Below are 24300 nucleotides of genomic sequence, written 5' to 3'. Positions count from 1 at the left end.
ATATCGGTCGCTGACCGATTACCGATGCGTAATCTCGGTGCGTCGTCGCACCATCTAGCCCATCGGGAGGGTCCAATGCGGTTTGCCGTCATCAGCGCCACGCTCTTCGCCGCGCTCGCCGCCGCCGTCACCTTCGGCACCGGGACCGCGGCCGCCGCGGATCCGGTCGCCCAACCCGACCGGGTCGGGCTGCATCTGGATCACGCGGAGACCGCGGCGCTCGGCGGCGGACCACTGCCCGCGTTGGTCACCATGGTGGTGCCGCTCAACCGAATCGGCGCGGGACTGAAGAGCGATACCGAGATCTACCGCGATGAGAACGGCGGAGTGCACGCCTCATTGCGCCAGGTCATCATGGAGGCGGCCAGTCATCCCGACGGTACCGTCACCGTGTACCTCAACGCGCCGGGCACCAGGGACGGCCGGACGCTGGACGTTTATCAGAGTTGGAACTAGGGACGGCAGCCGGAACTCAGGTATACATGCACGGCGCCGAGGCCGAGATGGTGTGCAGCTGGCACATGAAGTTGTTGTACACACCCGCCGAACCCGAATCCGGCACGAAGATCGGCGCAGGCTGGGACACCTCGGTCTGAGTGTCGGTCTGGGCGGCGGGCTCCAGCGGCAGTCCCGGCGCGGCCCATGCGGGCGCCGCACCGATCGCGGCCGCCACGACGACCGCGGCACACACTTTCCCGGCAAAACGAATCACAAGCATTTCTCCCAGTCGACACATTTCGGATACCGGCCGAAAGCATAACGGCCACAACAGTATTCACTGAATGCCGACCAATGCACCTCGCGGCTGCGGCACTTGCACGGTAGTGCAGTAGCGGCCGATGCGCCAGGGCACGGTTCGGATCGACCGCGCATGACGCTAAGTAGTGGCGCCCATGCAGAACAGGGCGAACCCGGTGGTGAGCAGACAGGCCAACGGGACCGGCAGCAGATTCAGCGGCGAGAACGACGGGATGGTCGGCAACATGCCTGCGATGTTCCCGCGAAATTCGCGACCAAACAGCGGAGGCGACGCGGAACGCCGGTGATTGCCCTGATTCAGCGCGAACGCGCGGCACGCACCGTGCGCGCGACGGCATCGATCGCGAGCACACCCGCGACCATGACCAGGAAGGCGGCCAGCACCAACCACGGAGCGCTGTAGCGGGTGGCATCGAAGCCCGGCACGTCGCCCGACGGCGCGAAGGTGGTGGTGATCAGCCCGTTGCGCCAGCTCACCACCGCGAGAACCGCACAGCCCAGCGCGAGCGTCAACTCGACCAATGCCGGAAGCATCCGGTCACCCAGCGCGATCAAGCGCGTCAACGATCCGCTCCGTTCTCGCTGTCTTCGGTTTCCTCGGTCCGTGTGGTCGGTTCGGCATCGGTTCGCCCGAGCGCTTCGGTCAGTGCGGCCCGCAGTCCACGGTGATCCTTCGCCCACGCCTGCACCAGTTCACCACCGACCAGCCGCAGCCCGATGCCCTTGCGTCGGCGTGGCACTCCGCTCAATTCGCCGAGCGAACGCGCCGATTCCCAGTCCTCCTCAGCCCAGGAGTCCTCGTCGCGTTCGGGCAGCACCGCGGCGATGGTCGCCAGTGGCAGGGTCTCGGTGCCCTCGCGCAGCGTGTCGGGGGTCAACTCGATGCTCACGTGCCGCTGCCCCGCGATCACCTGCAGCACAACGAAAGCCGCGATCAGAGCGGCACAGAAGATGAGGGCGAACCAGTGCACCTGGTCGGCGGTCACCATTTCCAGAATCAGCACGAGCAGACACAGCAACGGCCCGTAGGCCACCGAACGCCAGCGCGCGCCCGGTTCGGCGAACAGGATGGTCGCGCCATCCGCGGAAGCCGTCACCCCATGCTCCCGGTCGCGCCGAGTACGGCGACGGGAATCGACATCCGGCTCCTGATCAGCCGACCGCGCCGGGCAGCAGCAGCACGGCGACGGTGACCAACGCGAACAGGATCAGCAGGCTCAGCACGAGCAGATCTCGTCGAATGCTCTGCGGCTGTTGGATCACCACTCGCATCGATGCCTCCGATCTCCCGGAGCCATCTGGTCGACGTACTTACAAGAAGTAAGACAACGCGTGACAAATGACTTCCGGTTCCCATGTCCTCTGTGACAACCCTCACGATACATGCTGCCGATTTCTTGACAAACTCACGGACCGGTCCAGCCGCCGTTCACCTGCGATTCATCTGGAAGTACGCGGTCGAGTCCGGACGGTGACTCAGATACACCGCACCCGCCGCCAGCACGCCCTGCACGATCGCCGCGGCACCGGCCACCAGCGAGGCCGCCCCGGTCACCGCCTCCAGCGCGAACAGCGTGCCGACCGCGACCAACACCAGCCAGACGCCCACGGCCGTCAAAAGCGTTCGCGCCCAAAGCTTTCCGCGCACAAGCTGGTGCACGAAGAGCAAAGCGAACGCGGCCAGCGCCAACCCGATCACCACAGCGACCACGAAGGCCAACGAAACCATCAGCTCCGCACCGGCCATCGTGAAATTCGGATCACTGACATGCACCTGGTCGAACATCTTCTGCGCGAAGTCCTTGCGCTGCTGAAACGCCGCGACAACCGACGCGATCATCTGCAGAACACCGAATCCGATGACACCCCACCACAATTGCCGCGCCGTCCGGATGTCCTCCGGCGGTTCCGGCCGCGGCGGCGGCGGTCCGACAACCGGGCCGCCCGGGTACGGCCCCGGCGGATACGGCATCGGCGGCATCGCGCCCTGCGGATGGGGTCCGGACGGACTCGCCCCGGGCGGATACGACTTCGGACTGCCGGACTCCGAACCCGGAGTCTCGGGTCTGGACGGATTCACGACAGCCAGTGCGCGGCCTCGGTCGCCCAATAGGTGAGCACCATATCCGCGCCCGCCCGGCGGATGCCGATCAGCGATTCCAGGATGGCGGCGCGGCGGTCGATCCAGCCGCGCTGTGCGGCGGCGGTGATCATCGCGTATTCGCCCGAGATCTGGTACGCGGCCACTGGCACCGTCGATTGGTCGGCGACATCACGCAGGATGTCCAGATACGACATCGCGGGCTTGACCATCACGATGTCCGCGCCCTCGGCCAGATCCAGTTGCAGCTCCCGGATCGCCTCCCGGCGGTTCGCCGGATCCTGCTGGTAGCTGCGCCGATCCCCGTCCAGCGAGGAGGCGACCGCCTCGCGGAACGGGCCGTAGAACGCCGAGGCGTACTTCGCCGCGTAGGCGAGGATGCCGGTATCGGTGCGCCCGACCGCGTCCAGGCCGCGCCGGATCGCGCCGACCTGACCGTCCATCATGCCGCTGGTACCGAGCAGATCCGCACCGGCGTCGGCCTGCGCGAGCGCCATCTCCACATAGCGATGCAGGGTGGCGTCGTTATCGACGGCACCGTCCGCGGACAGCACGCCGCAGTGCCCGTGATCGGTGAACTCGTCCAGACACGTATCGGCCATGACCACCGTCGAATCGCCGACCTCGTCCGCGAGCGCGCGCAGACCCCGGTTGAGAATGCCGTCGGGATCGCTGGCCTTGCTGCCGGTGGCGTCCTTGTCCTCGGGCAGCGGCACACCGAAGAGCATGAGCCCGCCCACACCCGCGGCGACCGCCTCGACCGCCGCCTTGCGCAGCGAATCCATCGAATGCTGTAGCACGCCCGGCATCGAGCCGATCTCGCGCGGCTCCTCCAGTCCGTCGGCGACGAACATCGGCAGCACCAATTGCCGTGGCTCGAGAGTTGTTTCGGCCACGAGACGACGCAGGGCGGGAGTACGGCGCAACCGCCGCGGGCGGTCCAATCCGGTCATAACCGCACGATACGCCCGGCATGAATGCGAGTCGCAAGCGGCCACCCGGCGGTCGCCGAGGTTTACCGGCTATTCGAAGAATGCGTTGCGAAGGGCGGATGATGGTGGGGAGTGGCCGGTCTTTTTCCAGGAGTGCGCGATGACCGAATTCGCGAAGCCACCGCGCCGACGCACCGATTGGGAGGGTCTGCGCAGAGTGGCGCGCGGCGGGGATTCGGGCGTGATCGTGCTGTTGGCGCAGCGGCTATCCGAGGCCGGTGAGACGGCCGAGGCCGAGCAGTGGTTCCGACACGCCGCCGCCCAAGGCAGCGGACCGGCCATGGCTGGCCTCGGCGCATTGCTCGCCGCCGACGGTCGGATCTCGGATGCGATTCGATGGCTGGAGTCCGCGATCGCGGCCGGGTTTCCGGGGGCGGACCAGCAATTGGGCACGTTGTATTTGGAGCGCGGGGATCTCGACGCCGCCGAGCTGTGGTTCCTGCCCGTGGCCGAGGACGGACTGCCCGAGGCGCTGTGCAATATGGGCGTTGTCGCGAGCCGTCGCGGTGTCGACAATGAGGCGCGGCATTGGTACGAGCGGGCGGTGCGCGCCGGAAGTCCAACGGCCATGCGCACTCTCGGCGTATATCTCGCGCACGATGGTGAAATCGAAAGGGCGATCACGCTACTGACCGAGGCGGTCCGGCGCGGGCGCGACGACGCCATGGCGGTACTCGGCGCGATCTTCCTCGACCACGGCGACTGGGTCGAGGGCGAGCGATGGTTGCGTCGCGGCGCCGACGCGGGCGACGCCGATTCGATGTTCCAGCTCGCGCGCTTCCTGCGCGAACAACCCGTGCACGCGGACAACCCGGCCGCAGACGCCGCGGCAAAAGCCCAGGCGCACAAGGACGCCCGCTACTGGCTCGAACGCGCCGCAACGCTGCGTCATCCACAAGCACTCGAATTCCTACACGAACTCTGAACGCGGCGGCCGGGGTCGCGGGCGTGACCAAGATGCTCGAGGCGATGCACCATCGCGTGGTGCCGAAATCGCCCTGCCCCCACGTGGACACCCGTGTCGCGGCCGGGCAAGGCAGACCCGGTGTGTTCGGCTCGAACGCGGGGCGCCCGGATCACAACACGGTTGACCGTTGCCTGCGAAAGCCCTTGTGAGCGGGCGTTTTTGTCGGTGGCCAGGAGTAAAATCGAAGGCGTGTTCGAGGGAATCGCACCGGTTCCCGATCGCGACGGGAGGACGCCACCGTGCCAAACACCGCACCGAAGTCGAAGGTTATCGATCGGCCCTATGTTCCGCTGCAGAAGCGGCCGCTACCCGCCGGGCGACCGCGCAAGTGGTACATCTCGCACAATCGGCGACTCAAGGCGATGCGGCTGACCATCGCCCTGCTGGATTCCGGTATCTATCTGCCGAGCCAGGCCAGTAACGAAAGGATCCGGCGCACAGCCGAACTCATCGATATCCGCCCGCCGTCCGACACCACCTGCCGTCTGGTGCGGACCCTGATGCGCTACAGCCGCTGATCAACGGAGCTCGACGGTTGCGGCGGCTCCGGTTGGGCGGCGGAGAGCGACGCTTTCGCCGCCCAACCGGGTAGGCCGACGGATATCTAGCGGCTGCGGCGGCTCTTCTTGCGCGGCGGGGGCAGCAGGCCCTCGGCGCGCAGCCTGGCCGCATGCTCGGCCAGTGCCTCGACCAGGGGACCGACCTGGGCGACCTCAGGCTGCACATCCACGCGCAGGCCGAATTCGATGGCCGTCTCGGCGGTCTTCGGGCCGATGCACGCAACGATGGTGCGCGCGTGCGGCTTACCCGCGATACCGACCAGATTGCGGACCGTGGACGACGAGGTGAACAGCACCGCGTCGAAGCCACCGGTCTTGATCATCTCGCGGGTCTCGGCGGGCGGCGGCGAGGCGCGCACCGTGCGGTAGGCCGTCACGTCATCGATTTCCCAGCCGCGGTCGCGCAGACCTTCGGCCAGGGTTTCGGTGGCAATGTCCGCGCGCGGCAAAAGGACTCGGTTCACCGGGTCGAAAACGTCGTCGTAGGGCGGGAAGTCGGCGAGCAGGCCCTCAGAGGACTGTTCACCGCTCGGCACCAGCTCCGGGTTGATGCCGAACGAGCGCACCTTATCCGCGGTGGCCTCACCGACGCAGGCGATCTTCACGCCGGAGAAGGCCCGTGCGTCCAAACCGAATTCGGCGAACTTCTCCCAGACCGCGCGTACCGCATTGGTGGAGGTGAACACCACCCACTGGTAGCGGCCGTCGACCAAACCCTTGACCGCGCGCTCCATCTGCGCCGGACTGCGCGGCGGCTCGACCGCGATGGTCGGCACCTCCATCGGAATGGCACCGTGGGTGACCAGCCGCTCGCTCATCTCGGCGGCCTGATCCTTGGTGCGCGGCACCAGCACGGTCCAGCCGTACAGTGCCCGCGACTCCCACCACGACATCTTCGACCGCTGCGCGACCACCTTGCCGATGGTCACCACCAGTGGACCGACCAATTCGGAGGCCGCGCTGTTGAGCGTGGCCAGGGTGGCCTCGATGGTGCGCTGCTGGCGGGTGGTGCCGCGCACCGTCACCGCGACCGGGGTCTGCGGGGCCATACCGTGTTCGACCAGCGCGCTCGCGGTCTCGGCCAGATGACCCGAGGTCGCCGACAGCACCAGCGGGCCGGGCGCGGCGGCCAGCGCCGCCCAGTCGACCTCACCGCGCACATCGGCCTCGGTGTGCCCGGAGCCGAGCGCGATACCTGCGAAACTCGGCACCGCGGAACCATTGGGCAGCCCCGGCAGCACCTCGAAGACCATATGTGAACGCGTCACCGCATTGACCTCGGCGATCACCGAATCGGTCGTCAGCGGATCACCCGCGACCACGCGGACCACGTCGTGCCCAGCACGGGCCTCGGCGATCAGCGTCTTGGCCACCTCGGCGGGGTCGCCGAGCGCGGGCCGCACGTCCACCGGACGCTCACCGTCCTCGCCCGGCTCGACCGCGAGACCGATCAGGGCGAGCACGCCCTTGTCGACGTCTGGATCGGTGAATGCCAATGTCGCCCGCTCCAGCACCTCGCGCGCACGCACTGTCAGCAGTGCCGCGTCGCCGGGCCCCGACCCGACAAACAGGATCCGACCTGGATGCTTCTTGTGTGCTCGGCTCATGCCCGTACCTCGCTAGCGCTCGGCACGGACATCGCCGGGGGCGCTGTGCTTTTGATTCGCTCGCTGCGCTCGCTCATTGGCTGTTCTCCATTGGGCTGGAATTGGAAAAGTCAGTGGCAGGCGGGTTATCCGCTGCTTCCGGCGTGCTGAGCAACTCACGGGCGCCCAGATCGAGCAGTTCCCGTGCCAACTCGCGGCCGAGCTCCGCGGCGCGCTCCGGAGCGCCGACCACAGAGGCTCGCAATACATCGGAGCCGTCGACGGCCGCCGCGCAACCGCGCAACGAGAGTTCGTCGACAATTCTGCCGTCATCGTCGAGTGATTCGACGACTTCGGCGATCGCGCCGATCGGCACGGTGCAACCGGCCTCCAGTTCGGCCAGCAGCGACCGTTCGGCAGTGACGGACGCGCGGGTCGCGGCATCGTCGAGTTCGGTCAGTGCCTTGATCAGTTCGCTGTCATCGCTGCGGCATTCGACCGCCAACGCACCCTGTGCGGGCGCGGGCAACATCTGCACCGGCTCCAGCGCCTCGGTGACCGCGTCGAGCCGACCGATTCTGGCCAGTCCGGCCCTGGCCACCACGACCGCGTCCAACTCCCCCTCGCTGACCTTGCGCAGCCGAGTGTCGAGGTTGCCGCGCAGCGGCACGATGTCGAGACCGAGCCCGAGCGCGCGCAATTGGGCCGCGCGGCGCGGCGCCGAGGTGCCGACCTTGGCACCGGCGGGGAGTTCACCGAGCACCAGACCGTCGCGCGCCACCAGTGCGTCGCGCGGATCCTCACGCGGCGGGATGGCGGCGATGGTGAAGCGCGGGTCCTGCGCGGTCGGCAGGTCTTTGTACGAATGCACCGCGATATCGATATTCCCGGCGGCCAGTTCGTCGCGCAGGGCCGAGGTGAACACGCCGACACCGATCTGCTGCACCGGATCCGCGGACAGATCGCCGGGGGTCTTGACGACCACCAGCTCCGCATCATGTCCGGCCGCGATCAGGTTGTCGCGGATGGTGCCCGCCTGGGTGAGGGCGAGCAAACTGCCTCTGGTGCCGATCCGCCACGGCACGCGAATGCTGCCTGCGGTCACGTTGTCCTCTTCCTGCACAACCGTCATGCCGTCTGCCCCTGTTCTTCGCCGCGGTGTCCGGCGGTGAAGTCGTCGGCCAGCGCGATCTCGCTGGCGCCGACGATCGCTTGCGGGTCGACCGATACATCGCCGAGGAAGCGGATCGCGGTGTGCTCGTCGCTGATCGAACTGAGCTCCATCGGAGCCGCGACCGCTTGCGCCGCACCGGGTTTGAGCTCGAACAGCTCTCGCAGCGCCTCGGCGTAGGTATCGCCGCCCGGGGTGGAGGCCAACTGTTTGACGCGCACCGTCGGCGCGTGGAGCAACTTGTCCACCACGCGCCGGACGGTGCGCGCCACCTCGTCACGTTCCGGATGGGCCAGCCCGGGCAGTCGGGAATCCAGGCGAAGCAATTCGGCCTCGACCACCTCGGCCGCCCGCTGGCGCAGTGCGGCGACGGTCGGGGTGACCTCCGCCATGCGCTGGCCAGCAAGGTATTTCGCGAGTTCGTCGGCGACGATCGAGCGCGCGGCGGCGGTATCGTCGGCGGCCGCACCGGCCGCCGGATCGCGCTGCAATGTCTCGATATCGATGACGGTGACACCGGGCAGTCCGGCGACGGCGTGTTCGACATCGCGCGGCAGGCCGAGATCGCAGAACACCAACGGCCGTTCCACCTGGCTGGCGCGCTCGCGTTCAGCGAGTGCGCGGTGGGTATCGGCCAGCGTCACCACCGCGCCGACCGCGCCGGTACAGGTGATGACGACATCCGCGGCCGCCATCGCCTCGGTCAGGCGCGACAGTTCCATCGAATGCGCATCGACACCGTGACTGCGCGCGGTCGCGGCGAGCCGCTTGGCCCGGGCCGACGTGCGATTCACCACGATGATGCGGCCTATACCCGCCCGCGACAGATGCGCCACCGCGAGTCCGCCCATCGCCCCGGCACCGAGCACAACGGCGGTCTGCCCGGCGAGCGGGCCGAGCACCTGCTGCGACCGATCGAGGGCCACCGAAACCACCGACGCACCGGCCCGGTCGATACCGGTCTCCGAATGCACCCGCTTGCCGACGCGCAGTGCGTGCTGCGCGAGTTCGTGCAGGGTCCGCCCGACCGCCTGCTGGGCGTCGGCGGAGGCGTAGGCGCCGCGGATCTGGCTGAGCACCTGCTGCTCGCCGATCACCATCGAATCCAGGCCGCTGGCCACCGCGAACAGGTGTTCGGCGGCGGCCTCGCTGTAGCGGACGTAGGCGTGCTTGGTCAGGTCCGGCAGCGGCAGTCCGGAATGTTTGGTCAGCAGTTCGCCGACCTCGGCGAGACCGCCGTGGAAGGCATCCACCACGGCGTAGACCTCGACCCGGTTGCAGGTGGAGACGATCATCGCCTCGGACACATGGCTGGAGGTGAGCAGTCGATCGATCAGTTTCGGCCGGTCCGCGTCGGTGATCGCGACCTTCTCCAGGATCGAGACGGGTGCGCTGCGATGCGAAATCCCGACCAAAAGAACGCTCATGGTGTAACCACCGATCCCTTGCTGGATGGCTCCGTTGCCGAATGCGAGGTCGTCGTGTGCTTGAGTGCCGGATGTCCGGCAGCGGTGTGCGCGGGCGCGCGATGCGCGATGCGGCCGGAAGAAACGGCGTGCGCGACCTCGGCCAGCGGCGGCGCATTGCGTGCGGTCTCGAACGACAGCATCTGCAACTCGACCGCCAGATCGACCCGGCGCACCTCCACCGTCTCCGGTGCGGTCAGCTCACACGGGGCAAAGCTCAGAATCGACTGCATCCCGGAGGCGACCAGCAGATCGCAGACATCCTGAGCCGCGTCGTCGGGCACGGTCAGCACCGCGATGGTCGGCTTCAACGCATCGATGGCCGGGGCCAGATCGGCGACATCGCGCACCACCAGACCGGCGACCGAGCGGCCGATCACCTCGGGATGGTTGTCGAACATGCCGACCACGGTGAAACCGCGCCGCCGGAACCCGCCGTAGCCCACCAGGGCCCGCCCCAGATTTCCGGCGCCGACCAGTACCACCCGATGTCCCTGCGACAGCCCGAGCACATCCTCGATCCTGGTGCGCAACTTGGCGACGTCATAGCCGACACCCCGAACACCGTTGGGCCCGAGGAAGGAAAGGTCCTTGCGCAACTTGGCCGAATTGACACCCGCCGCGACAGCCAGTTCCTCACTCGATACGATGGCAACACCGTCGTCGGCCAACATGGCCAAGACCCGGAGATAGGTGGCCAGCCGCGCCACGGTGGCCTGCGGGATGTCCTTCTGCAGAGCCCTGCCGGAGACGCCGTTCGGCGCCTCATGCTGCTCTGTCACGTCGTCGGCTCCTCGTTCCGGCCTCCGGCGAGGTCCGGTTCGTCGTTCGACCTCGGGCCCGGGGCGGTCCGGTGCCATGGTCGAAGTATTCGGAATGCTGGGTTCATTACGCGGTGGATCCGCAGCCTCGGCGAGCGGGTCGCGTGCCACCACCGTAACCGCTTGTGCAGCCCTTCACAAAGTCGGTGAATTTGGCCTCATTTTCCGCCGCGACCAGCAGCGCGGCGGAATCGGGCCGGATCAGCAATCGCTCAGCGAGTCAAGTCGGCCCGCAATCGGCGCTCGTCGACATCGAAATAGCTGTGCTCACGGCCGTCCAAAAGCACGACGGGAAGCCGGTCGCCGTACTCCGCGCGCAGGCCAGGGTCGGTTCCGGCGGCTTCGTCGACATCGACGGTCGCCGGTTCGATATCGAAATCGGCGCAGATCGCCCGGAGTTGCTCGAGCGCGATGACACAGAGCCCGCAGCCCGATCTCGTCAACAGCGTCACCGAATGTGTGGGATTGGTCATGGCCGATATTAAATCCCCTCGCCACGCCCCGATCGGAGCGCGCGGTACTGCCTTAACTGTCACCGCGGCCAGCTAATGTGGTTGTGGTTCGCGCGACGGGCGGAGGTACTGGTGCCGGAACGATCGAAGGTGGCAAGGGCTGGTTTCATCGCGGGACGATTCGGTGAGTTTCCGGTGCGGTGGAATCAGGGTCGACTCGGCCAGGGTCTGCAGGACCAGCTCGCGCGCATCTCTCGCAGCCCCTTCGGCCCGAGCGAGGAAGAGCTGCGGGCCAATCTGGCCGGTGAGGCCAGTGCCGAGGCGGCGCTGTCGCTGCACGATGCCGAACTCGCCGAAGCCGATATCGAGGCCGCCGGGCCCGAGGTGCCGCGTGACCTGACCGCGGCCGCATTCTTCGATGTCGACAACACCATGGTGCAGGGCGCCTCGATCGTGCATTTCGCCCGAGGCCTGGCCGCGCGCAAATACTTCAAGACCTCAGATCTAGTGGACGTCGCCTGGAAGCAGGTGAAATTCCGGGTCACCGGCAAGGAGAACAGCACCGATATGGCCGCGGGCCGGGAGAAGGCACTGGCATTCATCGCCGGTCGCCCGACCGCCGAACTGGCCGCCCTCGGCGAGGAGATCTACGACGAGATCATCGCCGACAAGATCTGGCCGGGCACAAGGGCTTTGGCGCAGATGCACCTGGACGCGGGACAGCAGGTCTGGCTGGTGACCGCGACGCCGGTGGAGCTGGCGCAGGTGATCGCGAAGCGGCTCGGACTGACCGGCGCGCTGGGCACGGTCGCCGAGAGCGTCGACGGAAAGTTCACCGGACGACTGGTCGGCGACATTCTGCACGGCCTCGGCAAGGCGCACGCGGTACGCACGCTGGCGATCCGAGAGGGCTTGAACCTCAAGCGTTGTACGGCCTACTCCGACAGCCACAACGATGTGCCGATGCTGTCCCTGGTCGGCACCGCGGTGGCGATCAATCCGGATTCGGACCTACGCGAGGTGGCCAAGAATCGCGGCTGGGAGATCCGTGATTTCCGCACCGGACGCAAGGCGGCCAAAATCGGCGTGCCGACCGCGCTGGCACTCGGCGCCGCCGGTGGCGCGGTCGCCGCGGCGGTCACCCGGCGCCGCGAGCATTAGCCCGTGAACGGGTTGCGGCGCTTGGTGAGCAGCTTGTAGAGGGTCTGCTGAATGGTTTCGCGGACCTGGTCGGTGACCTCGAACATGGTCATCGGATCGTCCGCGTCCTCGGCCTCGTAGCCGGTAGTCGCGATGGGCTCGCCGAATTCGATGTACCACTTCGACGGCAGCGGCAGCGCACCGAGCGGACCCAGATGCGGAAACAGCGGCGTCACCGGGAAGTACGGAAGATTGAGCAGCCGGGCCAGCGGCTTGATATCGGCCAGCTTCGGGTAGATCTCCTCCGAGCCGACGATCGAGCACGGGATGATCGGCGTTCCGGTGCGCACCGCCGCCGCGACGAATCCACCGCGACCGAAGCGCTGCAGCTTGTAGCGGTCGGTGAACTGCTTGCCGACGCCCTTGAAGCCCTCCGGGAACACACCGGTCAATTCACCTGCGCGCAAAAGCCTTTCGGCATCCGGATGGCAGGCCAGGGTATGTCCGGCCTTGCGCGCGAGCACCCCGAGCACTGGCGTCTCGAAGACGAGATCAGCGGCTAGCAAGCGTAGTGCGCGTTCCTTCGGATGCCGGTCGTGGATCGCCAACTGCAGCATCAGCCCGTCGAGCGGGATGGTGCCCGCGTGGTTCGCGACGATCAGGGCGCCGCCCGCCTCCGGAATGTTCTCGATGCCGCTGACCTGCACCCGGAACCAGTAATCCGAGAGCGGGCGCAGCGCGGGCAGGATCAACGATTCGAGCAGATGCTCATCGAAGCCGAATTCGTCGATCTGATAGTCGCCGGTGAGCCGACGGCGCGCGAAATCCGCGGTGGTGCGGATCTGCTTGCCGATGGCGCCGCGCAGCATCTCCGATACCGAACGCGGCGCCGGGGGTTCGGCGGCCGCCAGACGTTCGGTCAGCGACGTCACCACCTTGGTCGGCGTAACCTCGCCGGTCAGCGGCTCCGGCCAGCGCCGCGGGGTGCTCCGCTGGCGGGTTTCGATATTCAGATCGTGGAGTTGGATGACTTTGGCTACGTCATTCATGTATGTGCTCCCGTACCGGCCCCGAGCAGGCCGAGCAGTTTATGTTCTGCGGCATCGATCCACGCTGGATCGATGACGGGCCGCGACGCTGCGCCCCCGATGAAGTCGTCGAATGCCTGCACCGTCGTCCAGCGTGGGACGAACCCGAGTTCGGTGCGCATGCGGGTGGTGTCCAAGCCACAGCCGAAATGGAAATAGTCGATCTGCTCACTGGTGAAATCGCGCATGATCGGGCCCATGAGCGCGCGGCCCGCGGTGCGGAAGACCAACCATGGGATCGGCAGCTCGATCCGGCCCGCACGCCGGATCGCCTGCGATAACACCAGTGCGCCGTCCCCGGCGATGTTGTAGGTGCCACCGGGTGCCTGCCGTGCCGCGTGCGCCATCGCGGCGATGGCATCCTCCTCGTGCAGCAACTGCAATCTGGCATCGCGGCCCAACACCGTCGGCGCGACCGGTGAACGCAGATACTGCACACCGCGCCCGGCCAATCGCGGGCCGACAATGGGCGCCAAACGCAAAATGGAAGCGGCGATATCGGGACGCCGCCGCGCGAGTCCGCGGACGAATCCTTCGATTTCGATCATGTCGCGGGCAAACCAACCACTCGGTGGGGTTCGCGCGCTCATTTCTTCGGTGAATTTGGCGGGGTCCTTCGCGCTGCATCCGTAGACCGCGGAGGTCGAGCGCACCACCACGCGCCGAACAGAGGGCGATTTCTGACAGACCGCGAGCAGCTGCATCGCGCCGAGCACGTTGAGATCCTTCATCACCGCCCGGCCGCCACCGGCCGGTGGATGGGTGAGCATCGCGGCATGCACAACGGTGTCGACCGCATTGCCGCCGATCACCTTGCGGATCAATGGATTTCGAATATCGGCGCGAACGAATTCGGCGCGGCCCATGCGCCGTTGCAGCTCGCGACCAGGGGTCATGGTGTCGACGGCCAGGATGCGTTCGATGTTCTGATCCTGGGCCAAACGCGCGACCACGTTGCCGCCGAAGAATCGGCTGGCACCGGTCACCATCACCACTTGGGGTGTATGTCCATCCCGCATCTCAGAACCCACCGCACCGGATCCCAACTGTGACAGCCCCCAATTCTGTTTACCGCGGTACCAGAGTAGCCGGTCGACTCCGATACGCAGAGGGTATTAACCAGGTTCTAACGATGACTTCAGTCACCTGATACATGAGCAACTTTCAAAATATTCTGTTTCAAAAAGAAAAGCCCGCCACCATTCGGTGACGGGCCCCTCAGCTAACGCGCAGCGACTCACTTGCCGAGTTTGCGCCGCTGAACACGCGTGCGGCGAAGCAGCTTGCGGTGCTTCTTCTTCGACATGCGCTTGCGGCGCTTCTTGATCACAGAACCCATAGGGTTGTCCTCGCGTTCTCTCTACTCGGCGCGCACGCCAATCACGTACGCCTATTTCAGCGTCCGCGCCGCCAGCTGGCACCGGACACCACAAAGCGGTGCCGCCGACAGGCGCACACGAACCGAGGGTTCATCCTACCGGGACACCCTCGAGCTGATAAAACCGCCTCATCCGGCGTCGAAGTAGGACGTCTCCAGATAGTCGTGCACCGCCTTGGCATGCACCCGGAACGAGCGACCCACGCGTACGGCGGGCAACTCACCCGAGTGCACCAGCCGATAGACCGTCATCTTGGATACCCGCATAAGATTCGCAACCTCGGCGACGGTGAGGAACTGAGTACCTCCGCCGAGCACTGATTGCGTCGGAGCCGCCGAACCGCCTTGAGTCCGGGAGTTAGCCCGGCCACCCGATGGTCCGGAACTTCCTGGCGACGTCCCTGAACTATTCGCAGACATCTTGTTAGACATCATCGCACCACTGACCTCCGGCACGTCCGCGCCGCCGGCTTCCCCACCGGCGGAACAGACACGCACGTGCTCCTTGAAGCTTAGCGGGACCAGTGGGATTACTGCGACGGGTGTGAGAAATCCGGTTTACACGCGGGGAACCGACCGGTCACCCCATGGTCGCACGATGTTTGATCGACGCCCGCCCGAAATGGCTAGGAAGCGCTGCCGCCCGCACCGTCGTTCGCCCCCTGTTCGGCGGACCGGTGCTTCGCCGCGTGCAAAGCCTCCAGGAAGGCCGAGCGCACCCCGCCGCGCTCCAATTCGCGCACGGCGGCGGCGGTCGTGCCCGCCGGTGATGTCACGGCGGCGCGCAGCTCGGCGGCGGTCTGTCCGGAGCTCTCGAGCAGCGCGGCCGAACCGAGCATGGTCTGCACCACGAGTTCGGAGGCGACGTCGCGCGTCAGGCCGAGCCCGACACCGGCATCGATCATCGCCTCGGCCACCAGGAAGAAGTACGCGGGGCCGGAACCCGAGACCGCGGTCACCGCATCCATCTGCGCCTCGGTCACGGTCGCCACCTTGCCTACCGCGGCGAGCAGCTCGGTCACCTGGGCCAGCTGTTCCGACCGCGCGTAGCGTCCCGGTGCGAGCACACTCATGCCCTGGCCGACCAGCATCGGGGTATTCGGCATCACCCGCACCACCGGGAAACCGGCGGGCAGCTTGTTCTCCAGCCGCGCCGTCGGCACACCCGCCGCCAGCGAAACCAGGATCTGATCGCGATCGGCGTCGAGTTCGGCCTTGCCCAACTGGGTCAGCACCGTATCCACATCACCCGGTTTGACGGCGATGACCAGGACATCCGCGCCGACGATCGCGTCCGCGATCGAATCGGTGACCCGCACGCCGAAGCGATCGCCGATGAGTTCGGCCCGATCGGCATGCGTCTCGACGACGACCAGATCCTTCGCCGCCCGGCCGGATTCGAGCAATCCGGCGATCAACGCCTCCCCGATGCGACCGCCACCGATCACCGCAACTCTCGTCATGATCTCAAGGCTAGCCCGCCTCCCCGAGCCTTTTGCCGGCCGTAGGTGCCACGCAACTTTGCGTACCGGGCCGGCGGGTGTCGAGTGGACGATTTCTGGGCGTACCCGATGAGTTACCGATGTGCTCGCGAAACCAGGTGTTGCGTTTCTTCCGAACGGGCGCGTTCAGCGCTGCGGCACAAGGGCCAATTGACGGCTCTGTGCCACCACGGCGCCGGTGGAGTCGATGACCAGCTGGTCCTCGTCGAACATGCGCTCGCCGACCTCGTGGCTGGTCGCGATGATGCGCAGCCAGCCTGGGGCCGGGCGGCGGCGCAGGTAGGTGGTCATCTGAACCGTGGGAGCCCAACCGAACTGGCCGAGGTTCGCCGGGACCGGCGGGCTCATATCGGCGGACATGATCGCGAAGTACATGGCGATATCCGAATCCTGCTGGTCGCCGTCGAACGGACGCATCCAAAGACGCAGGCGCGGTTCACCTTTCGCGCCGTCGAGGAATCGGGCCCACTCCCGGTCGATGAACAGGTCGGCGCCGCGCGCCACATGCACGAGCTTGCCCATCGAGGAATCCCGGTAGCCGACGGCGTCGGCGGGCGGTTCGATCGGCATATCGGCGTGCTGCTGCGCGTAGATCGGGTCGGCATCGTCGAGATGACCGAAGGTGAACGCGGTGCGCACCAGCGTGCGCCCGCTCTGGATCAGGTTCACATCGACCAGGCAGATCTGGCGGCCGACCTTGCGGATGTGCACCTCGTACTCGACCTCGCCCGGCTCGGGTGCGCCGAGGAAATCGGAGCTCGCCGCGATGGGCGCCATGGCGACCAGGGCCGGATCGGAGGCGCGCAGCCAGCGGGTGGCCGCGGCCGCGCTCGCCGCGACCATGGTGCCGCCGTGCACCTTCGGACCGATGGTCCAGATTTTGTCGATGATGCCCAGGTAGCGGCCGCTATCCGGGTCAGCCGACAGCAGTTCGGTCAGGGCGCACACCCGGCTGAAGGGTGCGTCCGTGGTGATGGCCTGCTCGAGTTCGGCGGTCAGCTCCGGCATCGTCACTCCTGTCGTCGGTCGGCCGCGTCGGCGAGACGCGGCGTTCGTACAGCGTAGAACGAAGCGATTCGTGGTCGGAATTCCCCTGTGCCGACAGATCGGTGCGGCGTCACAGCTGGCTGGCGTGCGTCGGGGCCGGAGCGGGTGCGTTGAGATGTGTCCTGGCGAACTCGAGCGTGCGGTTCAACATGCCCGCGCGGCCTTGGGTGGTGCGGGCGTTCTGGGTATTGATCTCGGCGACCGCATGACCGGCGAAACCCGACCGCAGCAGGGCCGCGCACAGTTCGACGCAGGGCTGGGTGCCCTCGCCCGGCACCAGGTGCTCGTCGTGCGCCGCACCACGGCCGTCGGCGAGATGCAGGTGCGCGAGGCCTGTGCCCATCCGCGCGGCCAGCGCGAGCGGATCGGCGCCCGCGGTCGCGGTATGGGAGATATCGAGGGTGTAGTGCCGGAATCCGGTATCGGTCGGATCGTAGGACGGACTGAAGGCCGTCACACCGGGACCGGGTCCGCCGCGGCGCTCCAGCCGCTTCGCCGAGCCGGTTTTGCGGCCGAAGAGGGTGTCCGCGCGCATGGGGAACATATTCTCCACCGCCACGATGACGTGGCTGTGCTCCTCCAACTCGGCCACCTGATCGGCGAAGCCCTGCGCATACCTGCGCTGCCAGCGGAACGGCGGATGCACCACCACGGTGCCCGCGCCGAGCGCCTCGGCGGTGCGCACACTGCGCTCCAGTTTGGCCACCGGATCCGAACCCCACACCCGCTGCGAGATCAGCAGACACGGTGCGTGGATCGCCAGCACCGGCACCCCGTATTTGCGGGAGTAGGCCTGGATCGCGGCGATGCTCTGGCTGGCCGGTTCGGCCCAGACCATCAATTCGATACCGTCGTAACCGATTTCGGCCGCGTAACGGAATGCCGACTCGGTGTTCTGCGGATATACCGAGGCCGTCGAGAGACCGACGAGAATCTGCTGACCACCGGATCCACCCGCCGCCTCGACCGGCGAATGCGGTTCGGTGCGTATGTCGGGATCGGGAGCGCGCCCCCTGGCCGCGCTCGCCGTTCTGGTGTCGTCCGCCTGCCCGATGTTCCCCACAGCCGCTCCCTGCTCAGTTCGTACTGAGTAGAAAGGCTAGCGGTCCCAGGGTGACAAAGATGCCGACGACGACGGCTATCACCGTGCTGAGGATGTCATCGGTGCGCCGCAGTATTCGCACCAGTGCCACCAGGCCCAGGATCACGATCATCGCCAGGCACAGTGCCACCCAGGGCAGCATTTCCCACATGCGCTCGAAACCCTTGAACAGCAACATTCCGGCGACCGCTGCGCCGGTGCTCTGACCGCCGAGAATCATCCACTGTCGGCGATTGGCGTCGTATTCGGACTTGCGCGCGATCCGCGAGCGAGCGCGTCTCGGGGACAAGCGCGAGGCGAACGAATGGTCCGAATCGACATCGTCGCCGTCGAAATCCTCATCGTCGTCCAGGACATCGCCGGTCGGGAACGGTTCGTACACATCGGTCAGACCGTCGTACACCTCATCCGGTTCGGGCGTCGATCGGCCGCGTCGACCACGTCCGTTGCGTTCGGCCGCACGCCCGTTCGCCCGTTGGGCCTCGGCACGTTCGACTTCGTCGCGTAGCAGGTCGCCCGCCACGGTCTGGCCGGAAACCAGCTGTTGATCCTGGCTGGCCAGTGACCACGCGGCCGTCGGGACGCTCTCGGCTTCGGGCGGCACGTTGTTCTTAGGCGGGACGTTTCTTCGCGCCGACCAGGCGGGCAGAGCGCCATCGGCCGGACCGTCACGGCGTGCGGATCTTCGCTGATCCGGCGGCTCGGGATAGGCGCCGCGCGATGGACCGTCGGGCAGCGGGGACATCGGCATCGGCGCGGATTCCGGGGCGAAGCCATTGGTGGACGGCGACCATGGCGCGGTCGAAGGTCCGGCATTATTTGCCTCGGCTTCGGCTGCCTCCGCCGCGCGTCTGCGGGCGGCACGACCGCCGGATCTCGAGCCGTTCGGCGGGCTTTCGGGCGGGGCGCCGATGCCACGGCCGAGATCGCGCAGCGGCTGTACGTCGGTGGTCTCTTCCTCCGGTTCGGCATGCCTGCGTCTGCGGCCGGTGCGGCCGGAGCCGACCGCCGAAGCGCCATCTGCGAGCGGGTTCCGCGCATACGGATCAGGTGCCGGGGTATACGGATCCTGGGCCGGGGCATACGGGTCGGGGCGGGGGGCGTACAGATCCGATATCGGCGCGGACAGCGGATCGGCGGCCGCGGCATGCCGCGACGAATCCGCGCCCGGCATTTCCCGCCCCGGCATGATCCGGCTCGAATATCCCGGCGCGGGCAACGGGTCGGCCGGTGCCTCCGGAGCGGCGTAGGCCGAGAGCGGGTCGTATCGGGTGATCGGCCCCGACATCGGCGAGTAGTTGGGTAAGTCGGGTGCGGCGTAGGGCGCCGGATCCGGCGCTGCATACGAAGTGGGTTCCGGCGCAGGCGTTTCGAAACCGGACGCGTACCCGCTCGACTGGAAACCGGAAGGTTGGTACCCCGACGCGTCGTACCCGTTGGCTTCGTACGCGGGTGGTTCGTACGCCGGTTCGTCATCGTCGGGTGCGGCGTGCGCGGAATGGCCACCACCGCCGCCGACCGGTATGGCGGGCAGATCGCCGGTCAGCTCGGCCACCGAGATGCCGCGCCCACTGCGCCGCCGCCGTCCGCCGCCACCGGGGGATGCCGCGCCCTGCTGGCCGTTGCGTGCCAGCAGCTCGGCAACCGATAGCTGCTTGGAATCCTCACTCATGACGACACCGTTTCGATCGGGCCCGATAAACCGCCACCGGGCACCGGCTTACCGCTCGCTTCCACGACGACACCCGGCAATGCCGTAGCCCTCGGTCCGCCGTTCATATCGGTATCCAGTTTGCGCAAGATGAGCCCCTCGCGCAGTGCCCACGGACAAATCTCGAGGGTATCCAGCGATAGTGCCCGCATACTCGCCTCCGCGACCAATGCGCCAGCCACCAATTGCTGTGACCGATCGGAACTTACGCCTTCCAATTCTGCACGGTCCGCCGCCGTCATTCTCGAGATGAAGGCAATCAGTTGGCGCAGACCTGAGCTGGTGAGTGTACGGCGCACCCGAAGCCCGGCCGAAGACGGTGCCGCTCCGGTCAATCGGGCAAGCGACCGAAACGTCTTCGAGGTGCCGACCGCCAGATCCGGTTTACCGACGTCCAGCAGCTGTTTCGCGGGTGCGACGAGTTCCGCGTCGAGCCAATCGCGCAGCACCGCGATGCGGCGTTTGCCCGGCGGATCCTCGCGCAGCCACTCTCTGGTCAACCGTCCGGCGCCCAGTTGCAGCGAGACCGCGAGATCGGGCTCCTCGTCGCCACCGTTGGTCATTTCCAGTGAGCCGCCGCCGATATCGAGGTTGAGGATCCGGCCCGCGCTCCAGCCGTACCACCGGCGCACGGCGAGGAAGGTCAGCCGAGCCTCGTCGACACCGGAGAGCACCTGCAGTTCGACGCCGGTTTCGGCGCGGACCCTGGCCAGTACCTCATCGGAGTTGGCGGCCTCACGCAGCGCGGATGTCGCGAACGGCATCAGCTCCACGCAGCGGGAAGTCTCGGCGATACTGGCGAATTCGGCGACCGTCGCGATCAGCCGTTCGGCCCCCTGGACGGTGATGCGACCGTCGGAATCCATGTTCTCCGATAGCCGGAGGGTGGCCTTTGTCGAGCTCATCGGCATCGGGTGACCACCGCGATGGGCGTCCACCACAAGCAGGTGGACGGTATTGCTTCCGACATCGAGTACCCCAAGCCGCACATGAATACGGTACTGGGTGAACCGGCCCTTTAGCCCAGGCGACTGAACTGTTAGCGTCCTGAAGTGTGACGGTAGGCGCAACGAACAGCGGCTCCACGAGGCCCCGACCAGCGGGGAAGATCGATCCGGCACCGGAGGTCGATCCCGACTTTCCTCGCGAATGGATCGAGTTCGTGGACCCGGCAAACGACGAGCATGTGATCGTCGCGGATTTGACGTGGCTGCTGTCGCGCTGGACGTGTGTCTTCGGAACTCCGGCCTGTCAGGGAATTCTGAGCGACCGCCCCGATGACGGCTGCTGCTCGCACGGCGCGTTCCTCTCCGACAAGGACGATCGCAAGCGCCTGACCAATGCTGTGAAAATGCTCACACCGAGCGACTGGCAGCTGATGGACGAGGCGACCGACGCCGACGGCAAGATCACCAAGAAGGGTTATCTGGAGCTCGACGAACTCGAGGACGAGCCCGCGCTGCGCACCCGCCGCTTCGACGGCGCCTGCATTTTCCTGAACCGCCCCGGCTTCCAGGGCGGCGTGGGCTGCGCGCTGCACACCATGGCGCTGCGCAAGGGCATCGAGCCGCTCGAGGTGAAGCCAGATGTCTGCTGGCAGCTGCCGATCCGGCGCACTCAGGACTGGGTGGAGCGCCCGGACGGCGTGCAGATCCTGAAGACGACCATCACCGAATACGACCGGCGCGGCTGGGGTCCAGGCGGCGAAGACCTGGACTGGTACTGCTCCGGCTCCCCCGACGCCCACGTCGGCGCCCGTCCGGTATGGCAGTCCTACGGTCCCGAACTGAAGGAATTGCTCGGCGCACCCGCCTACGAAGAGCTGGCCAGACACTGCAAGCGGCGCGAGGGACTCGGCCTCATCGCGATCCATCCAGCGACCGTGCATGCCGATCGGATGAAATCCGACCAACCCATCGCCGACCAGTCCGCGTGAGGTTTGCATAGCGGGCGATTCACCTCCCCGCCATGCAAGCTTTACTCACATCGGGTTGGATGTGCGGTCATGTTGAAGAAAGCCCTGACCCTGACCGCCATCGCGCTCGGCGCGACCGCCGCACTGACCGGTGCCGCACATGCCGAACCCAATGGTGACCCGGCCAAATACGCCGATTTCACCGCCGACTTCCTGCCCGCCAACACCCCCGAGGCGATCAATGCCCAGGCGAACGGCAAGAACCTGATCATGAGCCCGTACGGGGTCTCGCGCACCATCGCGTGCCGCGGCACCAGCGCGGCCGACGTCTACGAATGCATGCAGGAAGACGATCTCGGCTGGATCACCCTGCACAAGCAGGACGTCCCCGGCATCGGCCCCACCTGGGTCTACCTGCCCTGATTCGGATACGCAGCAGCACCGAGGTTGTCGGGGCCTCGGTTGCTGGGCTTTGTTGGAACTTCTACTCCAGCGCTGACCGTCAAGCCTCGAGCTTGTAGCCGAGGCCGCGGACGGTGACGAGGTGCTCCGGCTTGGCCGGATCGCCCTCGATCTTCGAGCGCAACCGCTTGACGTGCACGTCGAGGGTCTTGGTGTCGCCGACATAGTCGGCGCCCCAGACCCGGTCGATCAGCTGGCCGCGGGTCAGCACTCGCCCGGAATTGCGCAGCAGATATTCGAGCAGATCGAATTCCTTCAGCGGCAGGGTGACCTGCCTGCCGTTGACGTGCACGGTGTGGCGATCGACATCCATCCGGACCGGTCCGGCCTCGAGCACATTGCTCTCATTGCCGCCGTCCAGTTCATCGCCCGCGCCGCGGCGCAGCACGGCCCGGATGCGGGCGATCAGTTCGCGCGCGGAGTACGGCTTGGTGACGTAGTCGTCGGCGCCGAGTTCCAGGCCGACCACCTTGTCGATCTCGCTGTCACGTGCGGTGACCATGATCACCGGTACGCCGCTGCGGGTGCGCAGCTGTTTGCAGACATCGGTGCCGCTCATACCGGGCAGCATGAGGTCGAGCAGCACGATATCGGCGCCGGAGCGGTCGAATTCGGCGAGCGCGGACGGTCCGTCACCGACGACGGTGACCTCGAAGCCCTCCTTGCGCAGCAGGAATGCGAGCGGATCGGCCAGCGACTCCTCATCTTCGACGATCAGAACACTCGTCATCTGCGTGCCTCCACACCGTTGGGTCTGCCCGGCCCCGAGAGGCGCGGGTGTGTTTCTCTCATGCTCACCGCGGAACCGTCGACCTCTTCTTCGCCGCCGGATTCATGGTGGGCAGGTATTCGCAAGGTGAACGTCGATCCGGTGCCGAGCTTGCTCCACAGGGTGATCTCACCGTTGTGGTTGGCCGCCACATGCTTGACGATAGCCAGGCCCAGCCCGGTACCACCGGTGGCGCGCGAGCGCGCCTTGTCGGATCGGAAGAAGCGCTCGAAGACCCGCTCCTGGTCTTCCTTTGCGATGCCGATGCCGCGATCGGTCACGGCCATCGCGACGTGATCGCCGCGCAGTGAGCGGCTCACCGAAACGTGCGAGCCCGCGGGTGAGTACGCGATGGCGTTTTCCACCAGGTTGGACAGTGCGGTGACGAGCAGGGTTTCATCGCCGAGCACCTCGAGTCCGCTCGGGCGGTCGGTGCTGACGGTGATGCCCGCGGCCTCGGCGGCGGTGCGGGAGCGATCGACCGCCTGCATGACCACGGTGTCGACGTCGACCACCTCGAGTTCGGGTAGCTTTTCCGCGCCCTGTAGTCGCGAGAGTGCGATCAACTCGGTGACCATCTTGCCGAGCCGCCGGGATTCACCGAGTACGCGCTGACCGAAGTGCCGGACCGCCTCGGGATCCTCGGCGGATTCCAGCATGGCCTCGGCCAGCAGGCTCATCGCACCGACAGGGGTCTTGAGTTCGTGGCTGACATTGGCGACGAAGTCCCTGCGGGTGGCCTCCATCCGGGCCTGCTCGGAATCGTCGTCGGCGAACAGCACGGTGAAACTGGTCTCTTCGCGCGATAGCTGTCTGGCCACTCCGCGCACAGCGATCCGGCTGCGGCCGGGCATCGGGTTCTTGGCGGTGAGATCGAATTCGGTGGATTCACCGGTGGCGAGCACCTTCTCCACCGCGGCCCATGCGCGTTCGTCGAGCAGCCGGTTGCGGACCAGGCCCAGTTCTTCGGCGCGCGGATTGACCAGCACCACATCGCGGTACTCGTCGACGACCGCGATTCCGCTCTCGGAGGCGAGCACGATGAGGTCGAGCACCTGCGACATGGTGAGACCGGAATCTGCCTGTCTGCGGGCGGCCTGCCTGGCGTTCATGAACGGGATCAGTAGCCCGCCGACTGCCAGGCCGACGACAGCCGCGAGGACTGCCAGCAGGACGGCCTGGGGAACACTCACACTTGAATCGTACGGTCGCCAACCGACAACCCGACTCGGGGTACGGGAAGTTTCGCGCAGGTCATGGGCACTTCCAGGACCGTTAGCCGCTTGTTTACGCGTTGTTCGCGCGCTGGCG

Annotated in this window: 27 protein-coding genes; 6 read left to right on the top strand and 21 right to left on the bottom strand. The window is 66.8% G+C overall.

The genetic code is table 11. The features are described 5' to 3' along the window. The first annotated feature begins 75 nt into the window (after window positions 1-75). A complete protein-coding gene (locus tag NA5_RS08505) occupies window positions 76-456 on the top strand; it encodes a hypothetical protein (protein ID WP_062983731.1) in 381 nt (126 codons plus the stop codon). A gap of 16 nt (window positions 457-472) precedes the next feature. Here NA5_RS08505 and NA5_RS08500 read toward each other — a convergent pair whose 3' ends face one another. The 5 genes from NA5_RS08500 to hemB form a co-directional block, all read right to left on the bottom strand. Then, window positions 473-718 carry a hypothetical protein gene (locus NA5_RS08500; protein ID WP_062983729.1) on the bottom strand — a complete coding sequence of 82 codons (246 nt, stop codon included), beginning with the start codon at window positions 716-718 and terminating at the stop codon, window positions 473-475. Window positions 719-1056: 338 nt separating this feature from the next. Next, a complete protein-coding gene (locus tag NA5_RS08495) occupies window positions 1057-1323 on the bottom strand; it encodes a hypothetical protein (protein ID WP_062983727.1) in 267 nt (88 codons plus the stop codon). Beyond that, window positions 1320-1856 carry a transport-regulating membrane protein Mce1N gene (mce1N, locus tag NA5_RS08490; RefSeq protein WP_062983725.1) on the bottom strand — a complete coding sequence of 179 codons (537 nt, stop codon included), beginning with the start codon at window positions 1854-1856 and terminating at the stop codon, window positions 1320-1322. The genes NA5_RS08495 and mce1N overlap by 4 nt, the downstream gene beginning before the upstream one ends. Window positions 1857-2188: 332 nt before the next feature. Next, window positions 2189-2839, bottom strand: a complete 651-nt coding sequence (locus tag NA5_RS08485; RefSeq protein ID WP_245672149.1) for a hypothetical protein — start codon at window positions 2837-2839, stop codon at window positions 2189-2191. Continuing rightward, window positions 2836-3813: a porphobilinogen synthase gene (gene hemB, locus NA5_RS08480; protein WP_062983723.1), complete on the bottom strand. Its 978-nt coding sequence runs from the start codon at window positions 3811-3813 to the stop codon at window positions 2836-2838. Before hemB ends, NA5_RS08485 begins: the two co-directional genes overlap by 4 nt. A 139-nt stretch (window positions 3814-3952) precedes the next feature. Here hemB and NA5_RS08475 point away from each other — a divergent pair, with 139 nt between their 5' ends. Further along, entirely contained in the window at window positions 3953-4777 is an 825-nt protein-coding gene (locus NA5_RS08475; protein ID WP_062983721.1) for a tetratricopeptide repeat protein, read from the top strand. 281 nt (window positions 4778-5058) lie between these two features. Beyond that, window positions 5059-5337, top strand: a complete 279-nt coding sequence (locus tag NA5_RS08470; RefSeq protein WP_062983719.1) for a hypothetical protein — start codon at window positions 5059-5061, stop codon at window positions 5335-5337. Window positions 5338-5423: 86 nt separating this feature from the next. Here the strand turns inward: NA5_RS08470 and NA5_RS08465 are convergent, their stop codons facing one another. From NA5_RS08465 to NA5_RS08445, 5 genes are all read right to left on the bottom strand, one after another. Beyond that, window positions 5424-6986 carry a bifunctional uroporphyrinogen-III C-methyltransferase/uroporphyrinogen-III synthase gene (locus NA5_RS08465; RefSeq protein ID WP_062983717.1) on the bottom strand — a complete coding sequence of 521 codons (1563 nt, stop codon included), beginning with the start codon at window positions 6984-6986 and terminating at the stop codon, window positions 5424-5426. 73 nt (window positions 6987-7059) lie between these two features. Next, the gene (gene hemC, locus NA5_RS08460) at window positions 7060-8097 is read right to left on the bottom strand and encodes a hydroxymethylbilane synthase (RefSeq protein ID WP_062983715.1); all 1038 of its coding nucleotides are present in this window, start codon (window positions 8095-8097) and stop codon (window positions 7060-7062) included. Continuing rightward, window positions 8094-9563 (bottom strand): glutamyl-tRNA reductase, encoded by a 1470-nt coding sequence (locus tag NA5_RS08455; protein ID WP_062983714.1) that lies wholly within the window; start codon window positions 9561-9563, stop codon window positions 8094-8096. Before NA5_RS08455 ends, hemC begins: the two co-directional genes overlap by 4 nt. After that, window positions 9560-10384, bottom strand: coding sequence for a redox-sensing transcriptional repressor Rex (locus NA5_RS08450; RefSeq protein WP_062983993.1), 825 nt, complete (start codon window positions 10382-10384; stop codon window positions 9560-9562). Before NA5_RS08450 ends, NA5_RS08455 begins: the two co-directional genes overlap by 4 nt. 251 nt (window positions 10385-10635) lie before the next feature. After that, the gene (locus tag NA5_RS08445) at window positions 10636-10896 is read right to left on the bottom strand and encodes a glutaredoxin family protein (protein WP_062983711.1); all 261 of its coding nucleotides are present in this window, start codon (window positions 10894-10896) and stop codon (window positions 10636-10638) included. A gap of 129 nt (window positions 10897-11025) precedes the next feature. Between NA5_RS08445 and NA5_RS08440 the strand changes: the two genes are divergently transcribed. Further along, the gene (locus NA5_RS08440) at window positions 11026-12036 is read left to right on the top strand and encodes an HAD family hydrolase (RefSeq protein ID WP_157110297.1); all 1011 of its coding nucleotides are present in this window, start codon (window positions 11026-11028) and stop codon (window positions 12034-12036) included. Here the strand turns inward: NA5_RS08440 and NA5_RS08435 are convergent. The 9 genes from NA5_RS08435 to NA5_RS08400 all read right to left on the bottom strand — a co-directional run bounded on the left by NA5_RS08435 (window position 12033) and on the right by NA5_RS08400 (window position 20832). Next, window positions 12033-13064: a lysophospholipid acyltransferase family protein gene (locus NA5_RS08435; RefSeq protein ID WP_062983709.1), complete on the bottom strand. Its 1032-nt coding sequence runs from the start codon at window positions 13062-13064 to the stop codon at window positions 12033-12035. The genes NA5_RS08440 and NA5_RS08435 overlap by 4 nt on opposite strands. After that, window positions 13061-14122: an NAD-dependent epimerase/dehydratase family protein gene (locus NA5_RS08430; protein WP_062983707.1), complete on the bottom strand. Its 1062-nt coding sequence runs from the start codon at window positions 14120-14122 to the stop codon at window positions 13061-13063. The genes NA5_RS08435 and NA5_RS08430 overlap by 4 nt, the downstream gene beginning before the upstream one ends. Window positions 14123-14340: 218 nt before the next feature. Further along, window positions 14341-14442 (bottom strand): 30S ribosomal protein bS22, encoded by a 102-nt coding sequence (locus NA5_RS39155; RefSeq protein WP_003402602.1) that lies wholly within the window; start codon window positions 14440-14442, stop codon window positions 14341-14343. Between the two features lie 168 nt (window positions 14443-14610). After that, window positions 14611-14901 carry a helix-turn-helix domain-containing protein gene (locus NA5_RS42100; protein WP_245672159.1) on the bottom strand — a complete coding sequence of 97 codons (291 nt, stop codon included), beginning with the start codon at window positions 14899-14901 and terminating at the stop codon, window positions 14611-14613. Window positions 14902-15107: 206 nt separating this feature from the next. Beyond that, a complete protein-coding gene (proC, locus tag NA5_RS08420; RefSeq protein WP_062983705.1) occupies window positions 15108-15944 on the bottom strand; it encodes a pyrroline-5-carboxylate reductase in 837 nt (278 codons plus the stop codon). Between the two features lie 165 nt (window positions 15945-16109). Then, on the bottom strand, window positions 16110-16991 hold the full coding sequence (locus tag NA5_RS08415; RefSeq protein ID WP_084483975.1) for a thioesterase family protein: 882 nt from the start codon (window positions 16989-16991) through the stop codon (window positions 16110-16112). Window positions 16992-17100: 109 nt separating this feature from the next. After that, window positions 17101-18021: a sugar phosphate isomerase/epimerase family protein gene (locus NA5_RS08410; protein ID WP_062983987.1), complete on the bottom strand. Its 921-nt coding sequence runs from the start codon at window positions 18019-18021 to the stop codon at window positions 17101-17103. A gap of 85 nt (window positions 18022-18106) precedes the next feature. Then, the gene (locus tag NA5_RS41620) at window positions 18107-19804 is read right to left on the bottom strand and encodes an Rv0497 family membrane protein (RefSeq protein WP_062983703.1); all 1698 of its coding nucleotides are present in this window, start codon (window positions 19802-19804) and stop codon (window positions 18107-18109) included. Continuing rightward, a complete protein-coding gene (locus tag NA5_RS08400) occupies window positions 19801-20832 on the bottom strand; it encodes a Ppx/GppA family phosphatase (RefSeq protein ID WP_062983701.1) in 1032 nt (343 codons plus the stop codon). Before NA5_RS08400 ends, NA5_RS41620 begins: the two co-directional genes overlap by 4 nt. A gap of 119 nt (window positions 20833-20951) precedes the next feature. Here NA5_RS08400 and NA5_RS08395 point away from each other — a divergent pair, with 119 nt between their 5' ends. Together NA5_RS08395 and NA5_RS08390 are read left to right on the top strand one after the other, a co-directional pair. Next, the gene (locus NA5_RS08395; protein ID WP_157110296.1) at window positions 20952-21779 is read left to right on the top strand and encodes a DUF3109 family protein; all 828 of its coding nucleotides are present in this window, start codon (window positions 20952-20954) and stop codon (window positions 21777-21779) included. Between the two features lie 69 nt (window positions 21780-21848). Then, window positions 21849-22181: a hypothetical protein gene (locus tag NA5_RS08390; RefSeq protein ID WP_062983698.1), complete on the top strand. Its 333-nt coding sequence runs from the start codon at window positions 21849-21851 to the stop codon at window positions 22179-22181. 79 nt (window positions 22182-22260) lie between these two features. Here the strand turns inward: NA5_RS08390 and NA5_RS08385 are convergent, their stop codons facing one another. Together NA5_RS08385 and NA5_RS08380 are read right to left on the bottom strand one after the other, a co-directional pair. Then, window positions 22261-22950, bottom strand: coding sequence for a response regulator (locus NA5_RS08385; RefSeq protein WP_062983697.1), 690 nt, complete (start codon window positions 22948-22950; stop codon window positions 22261-22263). Then, a complete protein-coding gene (locus NA5_RS08380) occupies window positions 22947-24182 on the bottom strand; it encodes a sensor histidine kinase (protein WP_062983694.1) in 1236 nt (411 codons plus the stop codon). The genes NA5_RS08385 and NA5_RS08380 overlap by 4 nt, the downstream gene beginning before the upstream one ends. Between the last annotated feature and the right edge of the window lie 118 nt (window positions 24183-24300).

This window comes from Nocardia anaemiae NBRC 100462, from assembly GCF_001612725.1.
Taxonomy (GTDB): Bacteria; Actinomycetota; Actinomycetes; order Mycobacteriales; family Mycobacteriaceae; genus Nocardia; species Nocardia anaemiae.
The sequence above is the reverse complement of the archived record's forward strand: the minus strand, read 5'-3'. Positions and strand labels throughout refer to the sequence as shown.

What these genes read in the sequence shown, in the direction of transcription:
- NA5_RS08390 (WP_062983698.1), top strand. Translation starts at nt 21,849, where the DNA reads ATGTTGAAGAAAGCCCTGACCCTGACCGCCATCGCGCTCGGCGCGACC.
- NA5_RS08435 (WP_062983709.1), bottom strand. Translation starts at nt 13,064, where the DNA reads ATGAATGACGTAGCCAAAGTCATCCAACTCCACGATCTGAATATCGAA.
- NA5_RS08445 (WP_062983711.1), bottom strand. Translation starts at nt 10,896, where the DNA reads ATGACCAATCCCACACATTCGGTGACGCTGTTGACGAGATCGGGCTGC.
- NA5_RS08385 (WP_062983697.1), bottom strand. Translation starts at nt 22,950, where the DNA reads ATGACGAGTGTTCTGATCGTCGAAGATGAGGAGTCGCTGGCCGATCCG.
- NA5_RS08430 (WP_062983707.1), bottom strand. Translation starts at nt 14,122, where the DNA reads ATGCGGGATGGACATACACCCCAAGTGGTGATGGTGACCGGTGCCAGC.
- hemB (WP_062983723.1), bottom strand. Translation starts at nt 3,813, where the DNA reads ATGACCGGATTGGACCGCCCGCGGCGGTTGCGCCGTACTCCCGCCCTG.
- NA5_RS08415 (WP_084483975.1), bottom strand. Translation starts at nt 16,991, where the DNA reads ATGCCGGAGCTGACCGCCGAACTCGAGCAGGCCATCACCACGGACGCA.
- NA5_RS08505 (WP_062983731.1), top strand. Translation starts at nt 76, where the DNA reads ATGCGGTTTGCCGTCATCAGCGCCACGCTCTTCGCCGCGCTCGCCGCC.
- proC (WP_062983705.1), bottom strand. Translation starts at nt 15,944, where the DNA reads ATGACGAGAGTTGCGGTGATCGGTGGCGGTCGCATCGGGGAGGCGTTG.
- NA5_RS08500 (WP_062983729.1), bottom strand. Translation starts at nt 718, where the DNA reads ATGCTTGTGATTCGTTTTGCCGGGAAAGTGTGTGCCGCGGTCGTCGTG.
- NA5_RS39155 (WP_003402602.1), bottom strand. Translation starts at nt 14,442, where the DNA reads ATGGGTTCTGTGATCAAGAAGCGCCGCAAGCGCATGTCGAAGAAGAAG.
- NA5_RS08475 (WP_062983721.1), top strand. Translation starts at nt 3,953, where the DNA reads ATGACCGAATTCGCGAAGCCACCGCGCCGACGCACCGATTGGGAGGGT.
- NA5_RS08465 (WP_062983717.1), bottom strand. Translation starts at nt 6,986, where the DNA reads ATGAGCCGAGCACACAAGAAGCATCCAGGTCGGATCCTGTTTGTCGGG.
- NA5_RS41620 (WP_062983703.1), bottom strand. Translation starts at nt 19,804, where the DNA reads ATGAGTGAGGATTCCAAGCAGCTATCGGTTGCCGAGCTGCTGGCACGC.
- hemC (WP_062983715.1), bottom strand. Translation starts at nt 8,097, where the DNA reads ATGACGGTTGTGCAGGAAGAGGACAACGTGACCGCAGGCAGCATTCGC.
- NA5_RS08455 (WP_062983714.1), bottom strand. Translation starts at nt 9,563, where the DNA reads ATGAGCGTTCTTTTGGTCGGGATTTCGCATCGCAGCGCACCCGTCTCG.
- NA5_RS42100 (WP_245672159.1), bottom strand. Translation starts at nt 14,901, where the DNA reads ATGTCTGCGAATAGTTCAGGGACGTCGCCAGGAAGTTCCGGACCATCG.